18 protein-coding genes are annotated in these 20022 nt (G+C 65.8%); 9 read left to right on the top strand and 9 right to left on the bottom strand.

What is annotated here, in order from left to right; all coding sequences use genetic code 11:
* Nucleotides 1–253: 253 nt before the first annotated feature.
* Together ACWF9G_RS20460 and ACWF9G_RS20455 are read left to right on the top strand one after the other, a co-directional pair.
* Entirely contained in the window at nt 254–1711 is a 1458-nt protein-coding gene (locus ACWF9G_RS20460; protein ID WP_452517051.1) for an ATP-binding protein, read from the top strand.
* 18 nt (nt 1712–1729) lie between these two features.
* A complete protein-coding gene (locus ACWF9G_RS20455) occupies nt 1730–4711 on the top strand; it encodes a Z1 domain-containing protein (protein ID WP_452517049.1) in 2982 nt (993 codons plus the stop codon).
* A gap of 2 nt (nt 4712–4713) precedes the next feature.
* On the opposite strand, the gene ACWF9G_RS20450 is transcribed toward ACWF9G_RS20455, so the two are convergent.
* The 4 genes from ACWF9G_RS20450 to ACWF9G_RS20435 all read right to left on the bottom strand — a co-directional run bounded on the left by ACWF9G_RS20450 (nt 4714) and on the right by ACWF9G_RS20435 (nt 8472).
* On the bottom strand, nt 4714–5754 hold the full coding sequence (locus ACWF9G_RS20450) for an HNH endonuclease (protein WP_452517047.1): 1041 nt from the start codon (nt 5752–5754) through the stop codon (nt 4714–4716).
* Between the two features lie 1074 nt (nt 5755–6828).
* Complete coding sequence (locus ACWF9G_RS20445) at nt 6829–7482, bottom strand: Uma2 family endonuclease (RefSeq protein ID WP_452517045.1); 654 nt, start codon at nt 7480–7482, stop codon at nt 6829–6831.
* Between the two features lie 105 nt (nt 7483–7587).
* Entirely contained in the window at nt 7588–7746 is a 159-nt protein-coding gene (locus tag ACWF9G_RS20440; RefSeq protein WP_452517043.1) for a hypothetical protein, read from the bottom strand.
* A gap of 81 nt (nt 7747–7827) precedes the next feature.
* Entirely contained in the window at nt 7828–8472 is a 645-nt protein-coding gene (locus tag ACWF9G_RS20435; protein ID WP_452517041.1) for a hypothetical protein, read from the bottom strand.
* Between the two features lie 67 nt (nt 8473–8539).
* On the opposite strand from ACWF9G_RS20435, the gene ACWF9G_RS20430 reads away from it, so the two are divergent.
* Complete coding sequence (locus ACWF9G_RS20430; RefSeq protein ID WP_452517040.1) at nt 8540–8971, top strand: NUDIX hydrolase; 432 nt, start codon at nt 8540–8542, stop codon at nt 8969–8971.
* On the opposite strand, the gene ACWF9G_RS20425 is transcribed toward ACWF9G_RS20430, so the two are convergent.
* A complete protein-coding gene (locus ACWF9G_RS20425; RefSeq protein ID WP_452517038.1) occupies nt 8972–10258 on the bottom strand; it encodes a hypothetical protein in 1287 nt (428 codons plus the stop codon).
* A 171-nt stretch (nt 10259–10429) separates the two neighbouring features.
* Between ACWF9G_RS20425 and ACWF9G_RS20420 the strand changes: the two genes are divergently transcribed.
* Complete coding sequence (locus ACWF9G_RS20420) at nt 10430–10633, top strand: cold-shock protein (protein ID WP_452517037.1); 204 nt, start codon at nt 10430–10432, stop codon at nt 10631–10633.
* Here the strand turns inward: ACWF9G_RS20420 and ACWF9G_RS20415 are convergent.
* Together ACWF9G_RS20415 and ACWF9G_RS20410 are read right to left on the bottom strand one after the other, a co-directional pair.
* Nucleotides 10630–10905: a hypothetical protein gene (locus ACWF9G_RS20415; RefSeq protein WP_452517036.1), complete on the bottom strand. Its 276-nt coding sequence runs from the start codon at nt 10903–10905 to the stop codon at nt 10630–10632. The genes ACWF9G_RS20420 and ACWF9G_RS20415 overlap by 4 nt on opposite strands.
* Nucleotides 10906–10979: 74 nt before the next feature.
* Entirely contained in the window at nt 10980–11762 is a 783-nt protein-coding gene (locus tag ACWF9G_RS20410) for an MHYT domain-containing protein (RefSeq protein WP_379304560.1), read from the bottom strand.
* Between the two features lie 396 nt (nt 11763–12158).
* Between ACWF9G_RS20410 and ACWF9G_RS20405 the strand changes: the two genes are divergently transcribed.
* Entirely contained in the window at nt 12159–12362 is a 204-nt protein-coding gene (locus tag ACWF9G_RS20405; protein ID WP_014987157.1) for a cold-shock protein, read from the top strand.
* A 59-nt stretch (nt 12363–12421) separates the two neighbouring features.
* Here ACWF9G_RS20405 and ACWF9G_RS20400 read toward each other — a convergent pair whose 3' ends face one another.
* Nucleotides 12422–13231, bottom strand: a complete 810-nt coding sequence (locus ACWF9G_RS20400; protein WP_452517034.1) for a nucleotidyltransferase domain-containing protein — start codon at nt 13229–13231, stop codon at nt 12422–12424.
* A gap of 133 nt (nt 13232–13364) precedes the next feature.
* Between ACWF9G_RS20400 and serA the strand changes: the two genes are divergently transcribed.
* Complete coding sequence (serA, locus tag ACWF9G_RS20395; protein ID WP_379304564.1) at nt 13365–14963, top strand: phosphoglycerate dehydrogenase; 1599 nt, start codon at nt 13365–13367, stop codon at nt 14961–14963.
* A gap of 118 nt (nt 14964–15081) precedes the next feature.
* On the top strand, nt 15082–16089 hold the full coding sequence (locus tag ACWF9G_RS20390; RefSeq protein WP_379304566.1) for a 3-isopropylmalate dehydrogenase: 1008 nt from the start codon (nt 15082–15084) through the stop codon (nt 16087–16089).
* An 83-nt stretch (nt 16090–16172) separates the two neighbouring features.
* Here the strand turns inward: ACWF9G_RS20390 and ACWF9G_RS20385 are convergent, their stop codons facing one another.
* Nucleotides 16173–17297 (bottom strand): MFS transporter, encoded by a 1125-nt coding sequence (locus ACWF9G_RS20385; protein WP_452517087.1) that lies wholly within the window; start codon nt 17295–17297, stop codon nt 16173–16175.
* Between the two features lie 356 nt (nt 17298–17653).
* Here ACWF9G_RS20385 and ACWF9G_RS20380 point away from each other — a divergent pair, with 356 nt between their 5' ends.
* Both ACWF9G_RS20380 and gltX read left to right on the top strand, forming a co-directional pair.
* Nucleotides 17654–18427, top strand: coding sequence for a fumarylacetoacetate hydrolase family protein (locus ACWF9G_RS20380; RefSeq protein WP_379304568.1), 774 nt, complete (start codon nt 17654–17656; stop codon nt 18425–18427).
* A gap of 18 nt (nt 18428–18445) precedes the next feature.
* Nucleotides 18446–19921: a glutamate--tRNA ligase gene (gene gltX, locus ACWF9G_RS20375; RefSeq protein WP_452517032.1), complete on the top strand. Its 1476-nt coding sequence runs from the start codon at nt 18446–18448 to the stop codon at nt 19919–19921.
* Nucleotides 19922–20022 lie beyond the last annotated feature (101 nt).

The following is a 20022-nucleotide window of genomic DNA, read 5'->3' as shown; positions in this document are numbered from 1 at the left end:
TCACCTTCGACGAGCTCCTCGCCAAGGCCGAATGGATGGTGTCGACGCCGTCCTCGGAGTAGTCGCGAACACCGTCGGCGCCGAGGTGAAACGTCTCGCGTGTCGCATGTAACAGTCCACTCTCCGACAGTGATCAATCCCGGGACAGTTCTTCAACTATTGGTGCTGGTGACTTGGGGTGGCGATGACGGCTGACTGGCAGTTCGATGTGCCGACGACGGGGCGGAAGTATCTACCGCCGGACGCTCGGTACATGGAGGCGTTGACCAGTCAGGGATACGGGTTCGAAGCGGCCGTCGCCGACCTGGTGGACAACTCGATCGATGCTGGAGCCAAGGACGTCGTCATCCACTTCTTGCGGGATGGCGACGACCTGTTGAGCTTGCTCATCATCGACGACGGCTTCGGCATGACCGAGGACGAGCTCGAGGTCGCGATGACCGTCGGTGGCCGGCGGGATTACGCTGAGAACGCATTGGGCATGTTCGGGACCGGACTGAAGTCGGCGTCGTTGAGCCAGGCATCAGCCGTCACGGTGGTCAGCCGCACCAAGAAGACGCGGCCGGCGGGCCTCCAGTGGGTGATGGAACGCGCACGCGACGGATTCCAGTGCGACATAGTAGAACCCGCTTACGCGCAAGCCCTGATCGATCGCTACCACAAGTGCCCGATCGAATGGCACGGCACGGTGGTGCGGTGGGACGGTGTGAAGGACTTCCCCCGCAACGTCGGTAGCGCCCAGACCGGCCGCTACCTCGACCGCATGATCAACCGACTCGGAGCGCACCTCGGTCTGCAGTTGCATCGGTTCCTCGCACGTGACGACTTCAACATCACCATCGCGGTCGAAGACGTGCGGTCCGGCACCATCTATACCAATCTCGGTGTCGTCGGACTGAATCCGTTCGGGTACCCGGTCACCGGCCATCCCGACTATCCCCGAACCTTTGTCGCCGATATCGATTCGATCGGAAAAGTACAGCTCACCGCCCATGTATGGACGCCGCGTTCGTCGGTCAGCGAATACAAGGCGGTGGGCAGTGTGCTCGACCGCCAGGGCTTCTACTTCTATCGCAACGGGCGGATCGTCCAGGCTGGTGGTTGGAACAACTATCGGCAACCCGAACAGCACCTGTCGTTGGCACGGGTCGACGTCGACCTGCCGAAGTCGTTCGGCGACGTGTTCCGGCTGACGGTCAAGAAGGAGGGTGTCGAGGTATCGCCGGAGTTCGTTTCGGCCCTCGAGGGCGCCACCGATGACGCCGGTCGATCCTTCGCCGAGTACATCAACGACGCGCAGACCGTCTACCGAGAAGCACGCCAGCGATCCGGCGCGAGTAGAAAGGCCGTGATCCCGCCGGGGCGCGGATTCGCGCCCGCGGTCAAGGAGACGATCAACGACGAATTGCCGCAGATCCCGGGGGAGGATCCCATCGGAATCGAGTGGCGCCAGCTTCCCGACGACGTCTTCTTCGACATCGACCGGGAAACCCGAACGATCGCTCTCAACAAGCGCTTTCGTTCTGCCGTCCTGGGTGGTCGCAACGGCAGCCTCAACGACGCGCCGATCGTCAAGGCACTGATGTTCTTTCTGCTGCATGAGGTATTCGGCAAGGAACACAACGGATCACGGATCAAGGACAACCTCGCGCTGTGGCAGTCGGTGCTCATCTCCGCCGCGCGCATCGAGCGCGACCAGGCAGGGGGGTAGGCGATGACGGAGGACGCGATGTCGTCATTGGATGCGGCTCGGCTCGACCTGCATCGCGCTGTGCTCGCCGATCTTGCGGGGAGCAAGCCGAAGAGCCTCGCCCGAGCCATGGGATATCAGGCATACGATCTTCCGGACGCGCAACCGGCCGCCGACGAAGAAGATTTCCGTGCCGCCCTGCTCTCTGCTGGCCCCACCGATCAGTTGGTCGACATGTGGCGAAAGCAACTGACACAGTGGGATTTTGCCGAGCAGCCGGCCTGGTCGTCCTGTGCACCGCGGACCGACGAGCGTCGCACCGAGGTCTACGACCTGCTGGACTTGGAGCCGGGAACGCGCAAACTCCTGGAGGCCTGTGCTCCGGTGATGAAGACCCCTCCGCCGGTGGTGATCAGCGAGAAGTTCGAGCCGTGGTATCGGACCACGACGAAGTATGGGCGGGAATGGTACTGGCCCGCATACCGCAACCTGCTCGCGTCCAAGGGGTGGTCCGATGATGCGGTCGCCGGGTTGGATATGGCGACCGACAGTGTGGTCGAGCGGTTGTCGGACCCTTCGCGCCCGGAAGCCTTCCAGTCGAAGGGTTTGGTCGTCGGCTACGTCCAGTCGGGAAAGACGGCGAACTTCACCGGTGTCATCGCGAAAGCGGTCGACGCCGGATATCGGCTGGTCATCGTGCTCGGCGGAACGCTGAATCTGCTTCGCGCGCAGACCCAACGCCGACTCGACATGGAACTGGTCGGCAGGGAGAACATCCTTCGTGGCGCCAGCGAATTCGAATCCGACTATGCCGATGACCCCGCTTGGATCAAGGGCAAGTTCGTCGAATTCGGCGGGCAGCCGGCAGCATTGGGTGCGTTCGACATTGTGCGGATGACCACGAGAGATGACGACTACAAGAGCCTTCGCCAGGGGATCGTCGCCCTCGAGTTCGAAAAGCAGCAGCCCGCCTTGCCGCTCTACGACCCGGTCAACCTGCATCGCTCGTCGGCGCGGCTGATGGTGGTGAAGAAGAACAAGACCGTCCTGAGCAAGCTGGTCCAGGACCTCAACAAGATCAAAACACCGCTTGCCGAAATCCCCGTGCTGATCATCGACGACGAGTCCGACGAAGCATCGGTGAACACCGCTCGACAGAAGCCGGATGCCGAACGCACCGCGATCAACAAGAAGATCTCCGAACTGCTGACGATGCTGCCGCGGGCACAGTATGTCGGCTACACCGCGACGCCCTACGCCAATGTCTTCATCGACCCGAGTGACGCCGCCGACATCTTCCCGAAGGATTTCATCGTCTCGCTCGAGCGACCCTTGGAATACATGGGCGCACGCGACTTCCACGATCTCGACGACGATATCCCGACCGAAGAGCGGACATTCGCCAACTCGAACGAGAAGGCTCATGTTCGCAGTGTGCAGGTCGACGACGTCGATGAAGGTGACACCGCCACCCTGCGTGAAGCTATCGACATGTTCGTTCTCGCCGCGGCGATGAAGCTGTACCGCGAGGATCGGGGCGGGCTCGGCGACGGCTACTTCCAACACCACACGATGTTGATCCACGAGTCCGGGTGGACCATCGATCACCGAGAACTGTTGGGCCGCATCACGAAGTTGTGGTGGGACTCCGACTATTCGGGGCCGAGCGGGCACGAGCGCCTGCGCATCTTGTTCGACGACGATCTGTCCCAGGTGTCGGCGGTCCGAGCGGCAGGTCATGCGGTCCCGTCGAGTTTCGCGGAGCTGCAGCCGTACGTCGGTGCTGCGGTATTTCGCATCGGCGGTGATCAGAAGCCGATCATCGTCGTCAACAGCGACAAGGACATCGAGACCGGTGAAGCCGACTTCGACAAGCGCCAGATCTGGAAGATCCTGATCGGCGGCCAGAAGCTCTCCCGTGGCTTCACCGTCGAGGGCCTGACGGTCTCGTACTTCCTGCGTCGCGCCACGAATATGTCGGCGCTGATGCAGATGGGCCGATGGTTCGGATTCCGTCCCGGATATCGCGATCTGGTGCGGCTCTATATCGGACGCGAACAGCAGGGCGTCGGGGCCAAAGGGTTCGACCTGCTTCGCGCGTTCGAAGCGGTCTGCCAGGACGAAGACGCGTTCCGCCGTGAATTGCAGCAGTACTCGGTACTCGTGGACGGCGAGCCGCAGGTGACGCCTGCCCAGGTTCCGCCGCTTGTCTCCCAACACTTTCCACACTTGAAGCCGACGAGCCCGAACAAGATGTACAACTCCAAACTCGTCGAAGTGCGTTCGCCGGGTAAGTGGCTGGAACCCGCCGCGTATCCGACGGCGAGTGCTCAGTTGAAGCACAACACCGCGTTGTGGACGCCGGTGTTCGACAGGTTGTCCAACGAGACCACGCGGTTCGCCTATCACTTTCCGGCGCAGAACGGTCGGCATGCTAAGGACGCTGTGGGACCGAAGGTCCACTACTTGACCGCATTGACCGGGCGACTCTCACCAGAGGAGTTCTTGGAGCTGGCAGAGCAGACAAAATGGCGTGCGGCCGGTGAATTCGGTCCGCACCTCGAGTACCTGCGTTCGATTACCCGGGGAGTCGGGCGCGCGGTCGACGAGTGGGTGGTCCTTGCCCCACAGCGGGAAAAGGGCAACCAGCAGGTGCTTGTCGGCGGCCGGATGTTCACGCGATGGGACCGCGTGCGCCGTCGCGACCCTCTCTTCGGGTCGATCAGTACGAGCCGTCACCGCAGCATCGCCCTGCGGATCGCGGGTGCCCTCGGTGATTCGAAGGACCCCAATACCGAGGCGCTGGTCGGGGATCGGACAGGCGCCGTCATGGTCCACGCGGTGGTCGAACCGACTCACGTCGACAGCATGAACTCGGATGGCTCGATCGATCCCGGCAAGCTGGTGCTCACCTTCGGATTCGCCGCACCCGCTTCCGCCTACGGAAGCGGCGACCGGGTGGTCCGCTTCACCACCAAGAATTCCGCGACCGATGCGGCGATTATCGACTGCGACGACTGAACCTACTTCGCATCGGCGGACCGCGTATCCGCCGATGTGAAGTCGACCAGCGGGAAGTTCGTTCCGATTGTGACCGGCGTGGTCTTTTGGAAGTCGACGTTGGCGAGGCCGTACGAACCCGATCCAGTGGTGGGGAAGGCGATGTCGCCCTTCTGGAACTGCTCGAATCGCTCGGCCAAGCGGTCCCGTGCAGGATGCAGCGACTTCTTGTCGGGGAGCGTTAGCCGTACATCGCTCATGCCTTTGAGTCCGAACTTGAGGATTGGGCCCTCATTGTCGGCCTGGGCCAGCGCCGGACCGATGTGGACTCGGCAGTCGGGAGAAATGCCCATCAGGTTCTGGTCGTAGGCCGCATGGTGAATCTTGCACAGGCTCAGGCCGTTCGGGATATCGGCGATGCCGTGCACCTCCTTGTCACCGATGATGTGGGCGGCTTCCAACAGTTGCGCTCGCCCGAGCCGGCAAACGGCGCATCGGTTCCGATAAGCCAACAGCACTCGGCTGCGGAACTGCGGCTGATGCAAGCGCTGCTTGGTCACCCGCTGGACATAGCGTCGTTCGGTCTCGGTCAGGTGCTGCGGGTCACTCACATCACGCAGGGATTCGTCGAGGGCCAGCAGAATTCGTCGATTGGCGGGGTCATCGGCGACGACGTACACCGGAAACACAGGCAGGTATCGGATATCGTCGCCGACCTTGATCCACCGCAGCAGAATGAGAGGTAGCTGCGTGTCGGCCGCCCTGCGCAATTTGACGTTGTCACCGGCATCGATAGGGCCTTCACGGTAGGAATAGGAGAACAGCGACTCTCCGACGATCGCATCGTCGTATGGACTGTCCGGCTTCGACATGATGGACAGCGTCGAGGCGAGAATCTTGGGATTCCGAATCCCACGGTTGCGATCGATCAACTGAATCGCGAAGTCACCAGCCTGGAAGTCCAGCAGATCGGCGCGCGTCACCGATCCGCCCCGCTCCTCCACCAATGCCCTCAGCGCATCGAAGATGTCGAGTCGAAGCGCGCGTTCATCCCCAAGGTCCACAGACGCAGTGTGCCACGGTTCCACGACAGATTCTGGTGGATACATGCTCGCGACGATCGTCGTGGAATTGATCCGGCGCACACCGGGATTGGAGGTCGGCGTGAGGTCCGGGGGGTCGGAGGAGTGGTTGACTGCGCACCTGGAGGGTGAGGCGTGTCAGATGGTGCCTGCTGATGGGCGATCGAGCGATTCTGGCGGGAGTTCGTACCAGGTGTGGCCATCGGGTGATCGCCGGGTGTGGACGAGATCGATGTGGTCGGTGGCATCGGGGCCGTGGGCCAGGAGGAGTCGGCCGTCAACAGCGAGGGTGAGGTCGGTCCAAGGGGCCGGAATGTCGAACCAGAAGTCGACCAGGCGGAAATCGTCCGAGTACTGGACGGCTTGTGGCCAGATCTGACTGAGTGCAGGTCTCGGTGTGTTCAGCACTCGGCATTCGAGTATTCCGTCGCGGAGCCAGGCTAGTGTGCCTTGGGGATTCCAGACGATTGATCGGGAAGGAACTCCTCGTCGTGCTGCCTCTGTTCGTGCTCGTAGTCGGTGACCTTCCAGGTGCCGTCGTCGTCCAGAGTGAGAACTTCTATGCCCCAGAGGCGGTTACCGTACGAGCCATCGAGGTCCCACGGCTGACCTGACTCGAACCCAAACGCGAGGGCTTCCGGACCTAGAAAGCGCGCATAGGTCCATCGGTCGAAGAAGTCGACTGTGTACGGCTCGACTGCGGTGGTGGCGGAATGCAGGCGGCCTGCGGAGAACCGCTATCGGCCGTCGGGGACTCGGCTGTCGTTGTGGGGTCGTCTGTCATCGTCGCTTCCAAAGGCGCACCTGGCGCCGGCGCTCAGCCCTCGTTCGAAGGACAAGTAGATCATCGTCGCCCGCGATTACCATGTGGGGCAAGCCAATTGGCCGATCAGCACATGTAGTGCTGGCGTAGACGCTCGGCCTTTCGCGTGGCACGTCGGCGGTGGGCCCGTCGGACCTGACACATCCCGACAGGCAGCTTGCCCGCCGCCAGTGGCTTGAATCGACACCGCTATCGATGTGCCCGTGCTGAGTGAAGTGGTTTCTCGGGTCGGCTCAGAAGGTCAGCGAGGACCAAGGGATGTTGATGGGGAACGGGAAGTGGAACGATATATCGGTGCTGCCGGCGGCTGAGGTCCATTCACCCGCGAGGACATAGTTTGCGCGGCGTAGCGGGCGGACTCCCTCGGGGAGTTCGGCGTGGCCGATGTCTAGTCCGTATACCCGGACGGTTCCGATCGCGCCTGTGTCTCGTTGCAAACTGACTTCCCAGTACCAGGGGATCCCTCCGCTGGCATAGCGGGCTCGTTTGGCCTCGATGTCGATCTGAGTGTTAGACGGTGACAGGACCTCGCCGACCAGCACCGTATCGGTGGCACGTACGTCGGCGAATGCTGGTAGACAGCGGTGCACCAGGAAGTCGGGGGTGACGAAGTCGGATTTTCCGCTACTACCGAAGAACACATTCGTTTCAAGGTTCACTCGCCAGCACCGTTCGGAACCTGTCGACATGTCGTCCCGAGCGCATCGTTCGATCTGCTCGGTCAGCCTGCGCATTGCCATCTGATGCTCGCCGGGACCGCGCCGCACCCAGACGACCCGCCCCTCCCACAACTCGATCTGCTCGGCGACCTCCGCAGGCAGATTCTCCAGCTCTTCCCAGGTCATGTGCTCTGGAAGATCTGGACGCTCGACGCTGGGCACAGGCATTCATCCATGCTACCCAGGCCCGGCTGACCGCGTCCTGCCTCGGCGAATGCGCGGTTCTGTACGTGCCCTGGTTGCCGGCACGCATCTTGTGGATGCGCGACCTGGCTACACCGAGTCGTTCGGCGGCTTGGGTAGCTGTGAGCTCCTACGCTCTTTTCGGGCGAGCACGGCATCCATGGCCTCGGCCCAGTCGCGAAGTCGCTGTGCTTCCTCGGGAGACTCGCTGATGGCTTCCCAGACGTCGGTGGTTCGCTGAATTGTCACCTCTTACTGTCCCTTTCGTGCATTTGTATCGCTGCGTGGTCAAAGGGCGGGATATCCCGTTCGTCGAGACGCCCGGTGCGCTCAAAAGGTGGCGCGGACCTTGATGGCGTCGTGGGAGATGAGGACGTCGTATTCGCCGGGGGTGGCGATGACGGCGTTGCCGTAGGCGGATTTGACGAAGGGGGAGGTGTACCAGGTGCCGTTGTTCATGTCTTCGAAGAAGTCGCGGTCGCTGCCGTTGAGCATGATGTGGTCTTGGGTGGTGTGTTTGCCGTCCAGGCGTTGGCCGTAGAGGCGGGTGATTTTGTAGCCGGAGTGGAAGCCGAGGGCGTTGACCCAAGGGTGTAGTTCGACGATGTTGGCTTGCAGGACCCAGAGGTTGCCTTCGACGCGGTGGGTTGTGCGGGTGTCGACCGCTCCGTCGTCGTCGAAGATGGTCAGTTCCAGGTCGAGTTGGTCGGACTGTCCGGCAACGGGTTTCGCGATGACATGGGCGGCGGTGATTTCGCCGGTGAGGCCCAGGTAGGTCTGGAGCAGGGTGGCGATCCAGAGGAGGAGGGTGGCGACGAGGAGGAGGGCGAGGGCGGGGGCGCCTCGGCCGAGGACGGCTTTCGGGCCTCGGCGGCGGCGGGCCGCGAGGGCTGCGGAGACGAGGAGGGCTAGGGCGAGCGCGATCAGTGCGAGGAGGACGACCTGGGCGAGCCCGAAGGTCACCGGAAAACTCATGCTCTCGGTATACCCCGAATATGGCTGTGGGATGGGTGGTCTCGTAGTTCTCGGTAGGGTGGAAATCGTGGACAAGTATTGGGTGCTCGTCGGCGTTCATCTGGTGCTCCTCGACAGGGACGGGCGGGTGCTGTTGGGGCGCAGGCGTGATACCGGGTTCGGAGACGGGTTGTTCCACGTGCCTGCCGGGCATCTCGAGGCGGGGGAGTCAGCGGTGGCGGGGCTGATTCGCGAGGCACGCGAGGAGGTGGGGGTTGAAATCGACGCGGGCGATGTCGAATTCGCGCATGTGCTGCACAGTGCCGAGCGGGTGCAGATGTTCTTCACCGTCCGGCGTTGGCGAGGTGCTGTGACGAACTGTGAGCCGGAGAAGTGTTCGGAGCTGCGGTGGTTCGAGGTGTCGGCGCTGCCGACGGAGATCGTCGAGTACTGCCGGGTCGGGCTGGGGGAGGTGCTGACCGGGCGGGCGTTCTCCGAATTCGGTTGGCAGGACGCCTGACTAGTCGGGCGCGGGGCGGTGACGGATCAGTAGTGCGATGGCGACGGCGCAGCCGATGGCGATGCCGATCGCGATCGCCGCCGGGAGCGGGCCTCGGTTCACGTCGGCGGTGCGGTACCAGGACGACGAGTAGGCCAGATGGCTGAACTCGCTGTCGCTCAACGCGACTCCGATGGACGGCACGCACAGGATCGACAGGCCGACCGTGGCGGAGGTGGGGCTCAACGGGACGGCGGAGCCGACGCAATAGCCGCAGATCGCGCCGAGTGCCAGGCAGCCGACTGCGGCATTGAGGGTCGCCGGTGGGTCGAGAAGGTCGGTGGCCAGGACGAAGACCGCCAAGCCCGCCACGCTGACTGCGGCGGCCAGGGGATGGGGACGGCGCAGGGCTGCCAGCAGTCCGGCGCCGAGGGCGATGACGGTGCCCACGTCGACCAGGCCCGAACGGGGTAGCGCGATGACGAGGCTGCCTGCCACGGCGAAACCGGTCATCAGCAGCACCAGGACACCGTCGCGGTCCGGCAGGATCAGCGCGGCCACCGTCGCGGCCGCGACGACGACGATCGAGCCGACGAGCACAGCCGGGATGCTCGTCTCGCGGGACGCCACGGCGAGTGACGTCATGAGAATGGTCGAGAAGGCGACGACGCCGGCGAACACGGGGGCCAAGGGAATCGCGGTGTCGACACCGTTGCGCGGCGGGGTGACGGTCGTGATCGCGAAGTAGGCGAGTGCGAGTACCCCGGCCGTGATGAACCACAGCGGCAGCGAGCCGGCGAGGACGCCGTCGAAGCCTGCCGAACCCTCGTCGGTGGGTGTCTCGGTGAGGTCGCCCAGCACGGCGGCGGCGGGCACCGCGAACAGGTAGACGGTCCGCAGCAGTGGTTCGGGCCAGACCACGACGGCCATCGCGCCCAGCGTCACGCCGGCGAGCAGCGCGTCGAGGAAATTGAGCGTGGCCAGCGAGAGGCCGGTGAAGTCCGCGTTGTCGCTGTGGGGGACCAACAGCAGGTGGCTCAGCACGATGCCGGCGAGTGCGAGCAGCGCCGTCCAGCGGGCGGTGCGCCGGCTGCCGACGGCGACCGTGACCGCCGCGGTGATGACCGCGGCGAACGCGCCACCGGTCATCGCCCGCGGAATGTTGAACACCAGCAGGTCGATGTGGCGCGCCTGCGCCAGGGCGGCGAAGCTGATCGGCAGCATGATCGCGAGCACCGCGACGGCGGTGGCCGCGAAGACGGTGACCGCTTCGGCGGCGGAACGGACGGTGGTGGCGCTGCGCTGCACCGGCTCTCCGTTCTCCCGGACCCGGCCGGTCCCCTGCGGACCTACCTGGAGTTTATCCAGCGTGGATGCCGGCGAACGGCTGCGAGAACTCCACGGCTTTCGTGTCGCGGGGCTGGGCATGCGACCATGGGCGAATCAGCGTGTCAGGCAAATGATTCGGAAGGTCGGTTGATGCCGGGCGGCGTCGTGAGCTGGTTCGACAGCGGCAAGGGATTCGGATTCATCACCCCCGACGCGGGCGGGGCGGAGGTGTTCGTGGAGTACACCGAACTCGTCGGGGAGGGGTTCCGCACGCTGCGGGCCGGTCAGCGTGTGGAATTCGGGATCAGGGAGACCCGGCGCGGGCCGGAAGCGCACCACGTGCGGGTCGTCTAGTAGACGGCGACGGCGTAGATCGCGAAAGCGGTCGCCGCCAGCGCCGCTACCGCGCTGACGGTCAGCAGCCGCGTGCTGAGCCGGTGCAGCCGGTCGTGGCGGGCGCGCAGGACGAAGAACCCGCTGGTCGGGTTGCCGTCGCCGATGAAATGCGAGGCGGCCCGCGACGCGAGCAGCGCGTCGGTCGCCTTGGATTCGGTGATCGAGGCGGCGAACAGGGCGAGAGCGCCCGCGCCCGCGCAGAGCACGGCCGCAATGATGAAAAACAGCATGTGGATCCCCCGTAGAGACTCGGCCGGAGCCGGTGATTGCTACCTCCTCAGTGTCTCAACGGGGTACGACAGATTCAGTTCTGGCCGCTGGGCCAGAAGCGGCTCGCGCGCTGATCGTGCACCGGCCTGGCCAGGTTGGGGTCCTCGGCCTCGGTGACACCGACCTGCATGAGCAGCACCATGGTGACCATGCTGATTCCGATGATCAGCGGGGTGAGCAGTTGGTACGCGGTGGCGCCGGAGGCGTGGGCGACGTGGGCGCTGGTGTGCGCGCTCATCGAGAACATGCCGGTGTAGTGCATGCCGGTGACGGCCACACCCATCAGCAGGGCGGCGCCGATCGTGGCGACGAGGCCGTGGATGTGCAGGGCGAACCAGAGCGCGGCCGTGGCGGCGACGACGGCGATGACCATCGAGACGGCGACGACGAACGGGTCGTAGACGATTTCGATGTCGGTCTTCATCGCGTACATGCCGGAATAGTGCATCGCGCCGACGCCGAGACCGGTGATCGTCCCACCCACCGGGAGGGCGGCGCTGTCCCAGCTGCGGCGCACCACGATGGACAGGCCGAGCCACACCACGCCCATCGCGACGGCGGCGCTGAACAAGGTGATCGGGACGTTGTATCGGATGGTCGCGCCGTGCACGGAAAAGCCGAGCATCGCGATGAAATGCATGACCCAGATGCCGGTCCCGCCGAGTGCGATCGCGGCCGCGGTGAGCCAGCCGCCGTGACTACCCGATGCGCGCGAGCGAACCATGCAACGCAGTGCCAGCATCGATCCGATGACCGACATGAGATACGCCAGCAGTGGGGTTACCCAGCCGTAGGTGAAATGGTTGATGTCCAGCACTCTCTACTCCTTGCGTGATTTCTCCGCGGGGTGTGCCCTCCCTCACAAACTCGGAAAATACGCTGGTAGGAAATTTGCCGTACTGGGTTTCTTGAAAATGTCTAGGGATGCTGACGGTGACGGGGCACAGTGGCATAGAGATGTCGATGGTGAAGCGTGCCAGCCGGTTCGGTGGAGGGTGTCGATCGAATCCGGCATCCTCGCCGCAACTACCTCGGCATACACCGAGCATCCAAGCGGTCGCTTGTGTGACGGCACCGGTCAACGGCATCGCGGCGTTGGCTTCCTCACAGTCGACGAAGTCGGGTGTGGAGGAATTCGTCGGATCATGGCATTGTTGAAGCCGAGACCGGGACCGGACTATTAGGACCTGGCTCGTCTACAGAAGGTTTTGAAATGGCTCAGGGCATTGTGAAGTGGTTCAACAGCGAGAAGGGCTTCGGCTTCATCGCACAGGACGGCGGCGGACCCGACGTCTTCGTGCACTACTCGGCTGTTAGCGGCTCGGGCTTCCGCTCCCTCGACGAGGGTCAGCGTGTGGAGTTCGAGATCGGTCAGGGTCAGAAGGGCCCGCAGGCTCAGGACGTCCGCGTCCTCTGATTCTGCGCTTGACCAGCGTACGAACGTGAAGCTCCGCACCAGTAGGTGCGGAGTTTCTGCTATCTGGGGGCCAGTGCCTCCGCGCGGAAGAACTCGTCGGTCACCGCTCGCGCCGCCGTCAGATCGCGCGGCCCGCGCGTCGCGAATTCCGCTGCCGCCCTGGTGAACTCGTCGTTGATGAAGTCCGCGATCAAGCGCGGCGGCTCGGCCGAGCCCATCTCCCTTGTCTTCGACTTGAGTGCCGTCAGTTCGGTGATCGAGGCGACCAGGTCGGCGGGCAGTTCGCACTGGGCGAGCAGGGTCGGCAGGTGCATCGGGGCCACCGCGGCGCCGGGATGCTCGCGCAACCAGCGCAGCGCCATCGCCGGGCGCAGCGAATAGAACACCTTCTTCAAGCCGCCATTGCGCTCGAACAGCGCCCACTGGCGCGCGCCGAGGTGCAGATAGTGCCGGGCGATCCGGTCGCGATCGGCCACCTCCTCGGCCACCTCGCGCAGGCGGGCGCGGAACGCCTCGTCGCCGCGATAGACGATCGGTGACATCAGCCACTCGACCAGCACCGCGTTGCCCTGCACCAGCAGGCGCAGCGCCTTGGCCAGGTCCCAGCCGTTCACATCGAGCAGCCCGACCAGCGGCGTCTCGATGACATCGCGACGCGACCACGGCGACAGATAGGTCTCCAGGCTCGCCACATAGACGAACCGGCAGTCGTAGTCGGAATCCGGCGAGGGGAAACCCCAAGCGCGGCTGCCGCTTTCGATGGCGAGCCGGATGGACACGTCGTGCTCGGCCGCCACCCGGTCGAGCTCGGCGTCGACGGCGGCCACGACGGCCGGATCCATCGAGTCGGGGACGGTGCGCAATGACATGGCGTGATGGTAGGTGGCGCGACACCCAGGGTTCACCCGGTTTTCGGCAGGGGGGTAAGGGCAGCCGAACTCCGCCGACTATTCTGGTCGGCGGTAACTGCCGACCCCCTCTCTTCCCCAGGAGTACCCCACAGTGAGCCAAGCAGGCCGTCCTGTAGTTCTGATCGCCGACAAGCTCGCCCAGTCGACCGTCGACGCGCTCGGTGACGGTGTCGAGGTTCGCTGGGTCGACGGCCCCGACCGCCCGGCGCTGCTCGCCGCGGTCCCCGAGGCCGACGCGCTGCTCGTGCGCTCCGCCACCACCGTCGACGCCGAGGTGCTCGAGGCGGGCAAGAAGCTCCAGATCGTCGCCCGTGCCGGCGTAGGCCTCGACAACGTCGACGTGCCCGCCGCCACCGAGCGTGGCGTGATGGTCGTCAACGCGCCGACCTCCAACATCCACACCGCCGCCGAGCACGCCGTCACCCTGCTGCTCGCCGCCGCGCGCCAGATCCCGGCCGCCGACGCCACCCTGCGCGAGAAGACCTGGAAGCGCAGCAAGTTCAACGGTGTCGAGATCCTCGGCAAGACCGTCGGCGTCATCGGCCTGGGCCGCATCGGCCAGCTGTTCGCGCAGCGTCTTGCGGCTTTCGAGACCAAGATCGTCGCGTACGACCCCTACACCTCGCCCGCTCGCGCCGCCCAGCTCGGCATCGAGCTGCTGAGCCTGGAGGAGGTGCTCGAGCGCGCCGACTTCATCTCCATCCACCTGCCGAAGACGCCCGAGACCAAGGGCATGCTCAACGCCGAGACGCTGGCCAAGACCAAGCCGGGCGTCATCATCGTCAACGCCGCCCGCGGTGGCCTGATCGACGAGCAGGCGCTGGCCGACGCCATCAAGTCCGGCCACGTGCGCGCCGCCGGTCTGGACGTGTTCGAGACCGAGCCGTGCACCGACAGCCCGCTGTTCGAGCTGCCCGAGGTCGTCGTGACCCCGCACCTGGGCGCCTCCACCGCCGAGGCCCAGGACCGCGCCGGCACCGATGTCGCCAAGTCGGTGCTGCTGGCGCTGGCCGGTGAGTTCGTGCCCGGCGCGGTGAACGTCACCGGTGGCGCCGTGAACGATGTCGTCGCGCCGTGGCTGGACGTCGTGCGCAAGCAGGGTCACCTGCTCGGCGCCATCGCCAGCGAGCTGCCCGTCAGCGTCGAGGTGCAGGTGCGCGGCGAGCTCGCCTCGCAGGACGTCGCCGTGCTGGAGCTGTCCGCGCTGCGCGGCGTGTTCTCGGCGCTGGTCGAGGACCAGGTCACCTTCGTCAACGCGCCCGCGCTGGCCAAGGAGCGTGGCATCACCGCCGAGGTCACCACCGCCACCGAGAGCCCGAACCACCGCAGCGTCGTCGACCTGCGCGCCGTGTTCGGCGACGGTTCGACCCTGAACGTCGCGGGCACGCTGACCGAGCCGAACCTGGTCGACAAGATCGTCAACATCAACGGCCGCAACTACGACATGCGCGCCGAGGGCCTGAACCTGGCCGTGCTGAACTACGGTGACAAGCCGGGCGCGCTGGGCAAGATCGGCACCAAGCTGGGCGAGGCCGAGATCGACATCCTGGCCGCGCAGCTGAGCCAGGACGTGGACGCCGAGGGCGCCACCGTGATCCTGCGCGTCAACCGCGAGGTGTCCGCCGAGGTGCAGACCGCGATCGCCGAGGCCGTCGGCGCCGCCAAGGTCGTCCTGGTCGACCTGGCCTGAGTTGTGACGTCCCGGTCTCCGGGACATCGGCAGCTGCGCGCCGTCACCCCACGGTGGCGGCGCGCACCTGTATCCCCGGCGCGGCACGATCCGCCCCGACTTCGAACGGAGCTTGTTCATGAAACTCGCAGTCATCGCCGGTGACGGCATCGGTCCCGAGGTCATCGCCGAGGCGCTCAAGGTGCTCGACGTGGTGTCGCCCGGTGTCGAGAAGACCGAATACGACCTGGGCGCTGCCCGCTACCACCGCACCGGCGAGATCCTGCCGGAGTCGGTGCTGCCCGAGCTCAAGCAGCACGACGCGATCCTGCTCGGCGCCATCGGTGACCCGTCGGTACCCAGCGGCGTGCTCGAGCGTGGTCTGCTGCTCAAGACCCGCTTCGCGCTGGATCACCACGTGAACCTGCGTCCGTCGCGGCTGTACCCCGGCGTCACCAGCCCGCTGGCGGGCAACCCCGACATCGACTTCGTGGTCGTGCGTGAGGGCACCGAGGGCCCCTACACCGGCACCGGTGGCGCGATCCGCGTCGAGACCCCGCACGAGGTCGCGACCGAGGTGTCCACCAACACCCGCTTCGGCATCGAGCGCGTGGTCCGCTACGCCTTCGCCACCGCGCAGGCCCGCCGCAAGCACCTGACCCTGGTGCACAAGAACAACGTGCTCACCTTCGCCGGTTCGCTGTGGCAGCGCACCGTGAACGAGGTCGCCGCCGAGTTCCCCGAGGTGCAGACCGCCTACCAGCACATCGACGCCGCCACCATCCACATGGTGACCGACCCGGGCCGCTTCGACGTGATCGTCACCGACAACCTGTTCGGCGACATCATCACCGACCTCGCCGCCGCCGTCAGCGGTGGCATCGGCCTGGCGGCCTCGGGCAACATCGACGCCTCCGGCGTGAACCCGTCGATGTTCGAGCCGGTCCACGGCAGTGCCCCCGACATCGCGGGCCAGTCCAAGGCCGACCCGACCGCCGCCATCCTGTCGGTCTCGCTGCTGCTCAACCACCTCGGCAACACCGAGGGCGCGGCGCGCATCGAGTCCGCCGTCGCCAAGGACCTGGTCTCGCGCGCCGGCACCGCCTCCACCGTCGAGGTGGGCGACCGGATCGCCGCCATCGTCTGAGGACGCTGAACAACCGAAGGCCCGCTCGGCTGTTGCCGGAGCGGGCCTTCGTGTTCGGTCTAGCGAAACATGATGCGGTACAGCTACTTTCGCGGTACCAACGGGACTGCGGCCGCGGCGGCGACGGCGGCCACCGCGAAGGCGGCGGGGAAGCCGGTGGCGGTGATCAGGAGGCCGAAAACCGGTGGGACGGCGGCGATGGCGAGGTTCTGGCCGGTGTTCTGGATGCCGAGGCCGCGGCCGCTCCAGAACGGGCCGGCGATTTCGGCGACGGCGGTGAAGGCCAAGCCGTTGTCGGACACCGAGATCACCGAGGCGGCGACCATCAGGGGGACGGCCGGCCACCACCAGCCGGTCCAGGCGGTGATCGTCAGGGCGGCCATCGCGACGACGGCGGCGACGGCCACCTGACGCAGCGGGCCGAGGCGGCTGCCGACCCGGTCCGACCAGGCGCCCGCGCCGATTCGTCCTGCGGCGCCCAGGAATTGGGTGGCCGTCATCAGTGCGCCCGCGGCGGCCAGCGACCAGCCCAGGTCGCGGTGCAACCACAGCAGGGCGAAGGTCCACAGGGTGGCCTGCGGGACGACCAGCAGGATCGACACGGCGTGGATGCGCCACAGGGTGGAATCGCCGCGGTAGGGGTTGGCGCGGTCGGCGGCCTTGGCGGGCGGACGCGGCGGGTCGACGATGCCGACCAGGCAGCCGACCGCGGCGATACCGGCCATCAGCGCGGGGACCAGCAGGGCGGCGGGGATGCCGTGGTGTTGGGCGACCCACGGAATGCTCAGCGCGGCCAGACCGACGCCGAGCGGCTGGGCGGTCTGGCGGATGCCCATGGCCAGGCCGCGCCGGTCGGGCGGGAACCAGCCGACGATCACCCGGCCGCTCGCGCCGTTGGAGCTGGCCGCGCCGACACCGCCGAGGAACAGCAGCGCGCCGAACGCGATCGGGTTGTCCACCAGCGCGGCGGCCACCCCGGCCACGAACATCAGCGCCGTGCCCGCCACCAGCACGATCCGTTCGCCGATCCGGTCGACGACATAGCCCCACGCGATCAGCGTGCACACCAGGCCGACGGTCGGCAGGGCGACCAGCGCGCCCGCGGCGAACAGGGAATCGCCGCGCGCGGTGAGCGCGGGCAGCAGGAACGGGGTGCCGTGGATGAAGATCGAACTCGAGGTCTGCGCGAACACACCGAGGGCGAGCATCAGCCAGCGTCTGCCGTCGCCGATCCTGGTCACTTCGGCCCTCGGCCGCACCTGTGTCACGATTCTCACCTCGCCGGATTGCACGATTGCATCTCAATATTTGAGATTGATGTCTCATGGGGTGAACATCTGGATTCACGGTACACCCGTGACCGCCGAATGACGCCCCTCGATTCGGTGTCTGACAGATCACAACCGGCGAGGACGGTGCGGAGTGCGAATCCCACAGGCGGGCAGCGGCTTCGAATCGCCCCGGTGTGAGATTGCCCGCACTCCACCCGCGGGCGCATCACTCGTCGCACGCCGCATCCCGGGCGCGTTCGGGCAGGTGGGCGTGTCTCGATAGACTCCGGGGCATGCGCTTAGGTCGAGTTGCCAGTCCCGATGGAGTCGCGTTCGTCAGCATCGAAGGTGACGGCAGCGATGCCACCGCCAAGGAGATCGCCGAACACCCGTTCGGCTCGCCGACGTTCACCGGCCGGAGCTGGCCGCTGGCCGATGTGCGCCTGCTGGCGCCGATCCTGGCGAGCAAGGTCATCTGCATCGGCAAGAACTACGCCGCCCACGCGGCCGAAATGGGTGGCGAGGCGCCGGCCGACCCGGTGATCTTCATGAAGCCCAACACCGCGATCGTCGGCCCGAACGCGTCGATCATCCTGCCGCCCAGCTCGTCTCAGGTCGACTACGAGGGCGAGCTGGCCGTGGTGATCGGCCGCCCGTGCAAGGACGTGCCCGCGGCCAAGGCGGCCGATGTCATTCTGGGCTACACCGTCGCCAACGACGTCACCGCCCGCGACCAGCAGCGCCACGACGGGCAGTGGACAAGGGCCAAGGGCTACGACACGTTCTGCCCGCTCGGCCCGTGGATCGAAACCGCGCTGGATCCAAGCGATCTGGAGATCGTCACCGAGGTCGAGGGCGAGGTCCGCCAGCGCAGCCGCACGTCGCTGTTCCTGCACGACATCCCCAAGATCGTCGAATGGGTGTCGACCGTGATGACCCTGCTGCCCGGTGACGTGATCCTCACCGGCACACCGGAAGGCGTCGGCCCGCTGCGGGCCGGGCAGAACGTGTCGGTCACCGTCGAGGGCATCGGCACCCTCACCAATCCTGTTGCCACCAAGCGCTGATACCGCGGAGAGAGAGTCATGACTGAAGTACGGGTCCGTTTCTGCCCGTCGCCGACCGGCACGCCGCATGTCGGCCTGATCCGCACGGCGCTGTTCAACTGGGCGTACGCGCGCCACCACGGCGGAAGCTTCGTCTTCCGCATCGAAGACACCGACGCCGCACGCGATTCCGAGGATTCCTACCGGGCGATCCTGGACGCGCTGCGCTGGCTCGGCCTGACCTGGGACGAGGGCCCCGAGGTCGGCGGGCCCTACGAGCCGTACCGGCAGTCGCAGCGCCGCGATCAGCACCTCGAGGTCGTGCGCAAGCTGGTCGAGGCGGGCGAGGCCTACGAATCCTTCTCGACCCCGGACGAGGTCGAGGCCCGGCATCTCGCGGCCGGTCGTGACCCGAAACTGGGTTACGACAATTTCGATCGGGACCTGACCGCCGAGCAGATCGCGGCCTACAAGGCCGAGGGCAGGCCCGCGGTGATCCGGTTGCGGATGCCGAACGAAGATCTCGGCTGGAATGATCTCGTGCGCGGCGAAACCACCTTCAAGGCCGGTACCGTGCCCGACTTCGCGCTCACTCGCGGCAATGGCGATCCGCTTTACACACTGGTGAATCCGGTCGACGACGCGTTGATGAAGATCACCCATGTGCTGCGTGGCGAGGACCTGTTGTCCTCGACGCCGCGCCAGCTCGCTTTGTACGCGGCACTGCAGCGTATCGGGGTCGCGGAGTTCACGCCGGAGTTCGGTCACCTGCCGTTCGTGATGGGCCAGGGCAACAAGAAACTGTCCAAGCGCGACCCGGAATCGAATCTGTTCGTCCACCGTGATCGCGGATTCATCCCCGAGGGTTTGCTGAATTACCTGGCCCTGCTCGGCTGGAGTATCGCCGAGGATCGCGATGTGTTCTCCATGGCGGAGATGGTGGCGGCATTCGACATTTCGACGGTGAATTCGAATCCGGCCCGCTTCGACCAGAAGAAAGCCGACGCCATCAATGCCGAGCAGATTCGTTTGCTCGAGCCGGGTGATTTCGGTCACCGTTTGCGCGAGTACCTGACCGCGCAGGGGCATATCGGCGCCGAAATCGACGAGAAGGCGTTCCTCGCCGCGGCCGAACTCGTGCAGACCCGCATCGTCGTCCTCGGCGACGCGTGGGACCTGCTGAAGTTCCTGTTCGTCGAGCCCGCGGAGTTCGCGATCGACCAGGCCGCCGGCGGCAAGAACCTCGGCGCCGAGGCCGATCCGGTGCTCGACGCCGCGATCGCCGCCGTGGAGCCGCTGGCCGAGTGGACGACGCCTGCCCTGGAAGAGGCGCTGAAGAAGGCGCTGATCGACGATCTGGGGCTCAAGCCGCGCAAGGCGTTCGCGCCGGTGCGCGTCGCGGTGACGGGTTCGCACATCAGCCCGCCGCTCTACGAGTCGATGGAACTGCTCGGCCGCGAGGTCTCGCTCGACCGGCTGCGTGCCGCGCGTGGCTGGGTGCCCGCAGCGCAGTGAGTGCGTCCGGGGCGGATGTGGCCGGTCCGCAGCCGCCCCGGGAACGGTCGAAACAGCCAAAAATAGGCTTCTGACCAGGCGATTTGTAGTTTACCCCACTG

The organism is Nocardia sp. NPDC055029 (assembly GCF_053608525.1).
Note: the sequence above shows the minus strand (reverse complement) of the source record. Positions and strands in the feature narration are given on the sequence as shown.

Coding starts and splice junctions, on each gene's coding strand:
- ACWF9G_RS20460 (WP_452517051.1), top strand. CDS start 254: ATGGAGGCGTTGACCAGTCAGGGATACGGGTTCGAAGCGGCCGTCGCC.
- ACWF9G_RS20455 (WP_452517049.1), top strand. CDS start 1,730: ATGTCGTCATTGGATGCGGCTCGGCTCGACCTGCATCGCGCTGTGCTC.
- ACWF9G_RS20445 (WP_452517045.1), bottom strand. CDS start 7,482: ATGCCTGTGCCCAGCGTCGAGCGTCCAGATCTTCCAGAGCACATGACC.
- ACWF9G_RS20435 (WP_452517041.1), bottom strand. CDS start 8,472: ATGAGTTTTCCGGTGACCTTCGGGCTCGCCCAGGTCGTCCTCCTCGCA.
- ACWF9G_RS20420 (WP_452517037.1), top strand. CDS start 10,430: ATGCCGGGCGGCGTCGTGAGCTGGTTCGACAGCGGCAAGGGATTCGGA.
- ACWF9G_RS20415 (WP_452517036.1), bottom strand. CDS start 10,905: ATGCTGTTTTTCATCATTGCGGCCGTGCTCTGCGCGGGCGCGGGCGCT.
- ACWF9G_RS20405 (WP_014987157.1), top strand. CDS start 12,159: ATGGCTCAGGGCATTGTGAAGTGGTTCAACAGCGAGAAGGGCTTCGGC.
- ACWF9G_RS20400 (WP_452517034.1), bottom strand. CDS start 13,231: ATGTCATTGCGCACCGTCCCCGACTCGATGGATCCGGCCGTCGTGGCC.
- ACWF9G_RS20390 (WP_379304566.1), top strand. CDS start 15,082: ATGAAACTCGCAGTCATCGCCGGTGACGGCATCGGTCCCGAGGTCATC.
- ACWF9G_RS20385 (WP_452517087.1), bottom strand. CDS start 17,297: ATGCTCGCCCTCGGTGTGTTCGCGCAGACCTCGAGTTCGATCTTCATC.
- ACWF9G_RS20380 (WP_379304568.1), top strand. CDS start 17,654: ATGCGCTTAGGTCGAGTTGCCAGTCCCGATGGAGTCGCGTTCGTCAGC.
- gltX (WP_452517032.1), top strand. CDS start 18,446: ATGACTGAAGTACGGGTCCGTTTCTGCCCGTCGCCGACCGGCACGCCG.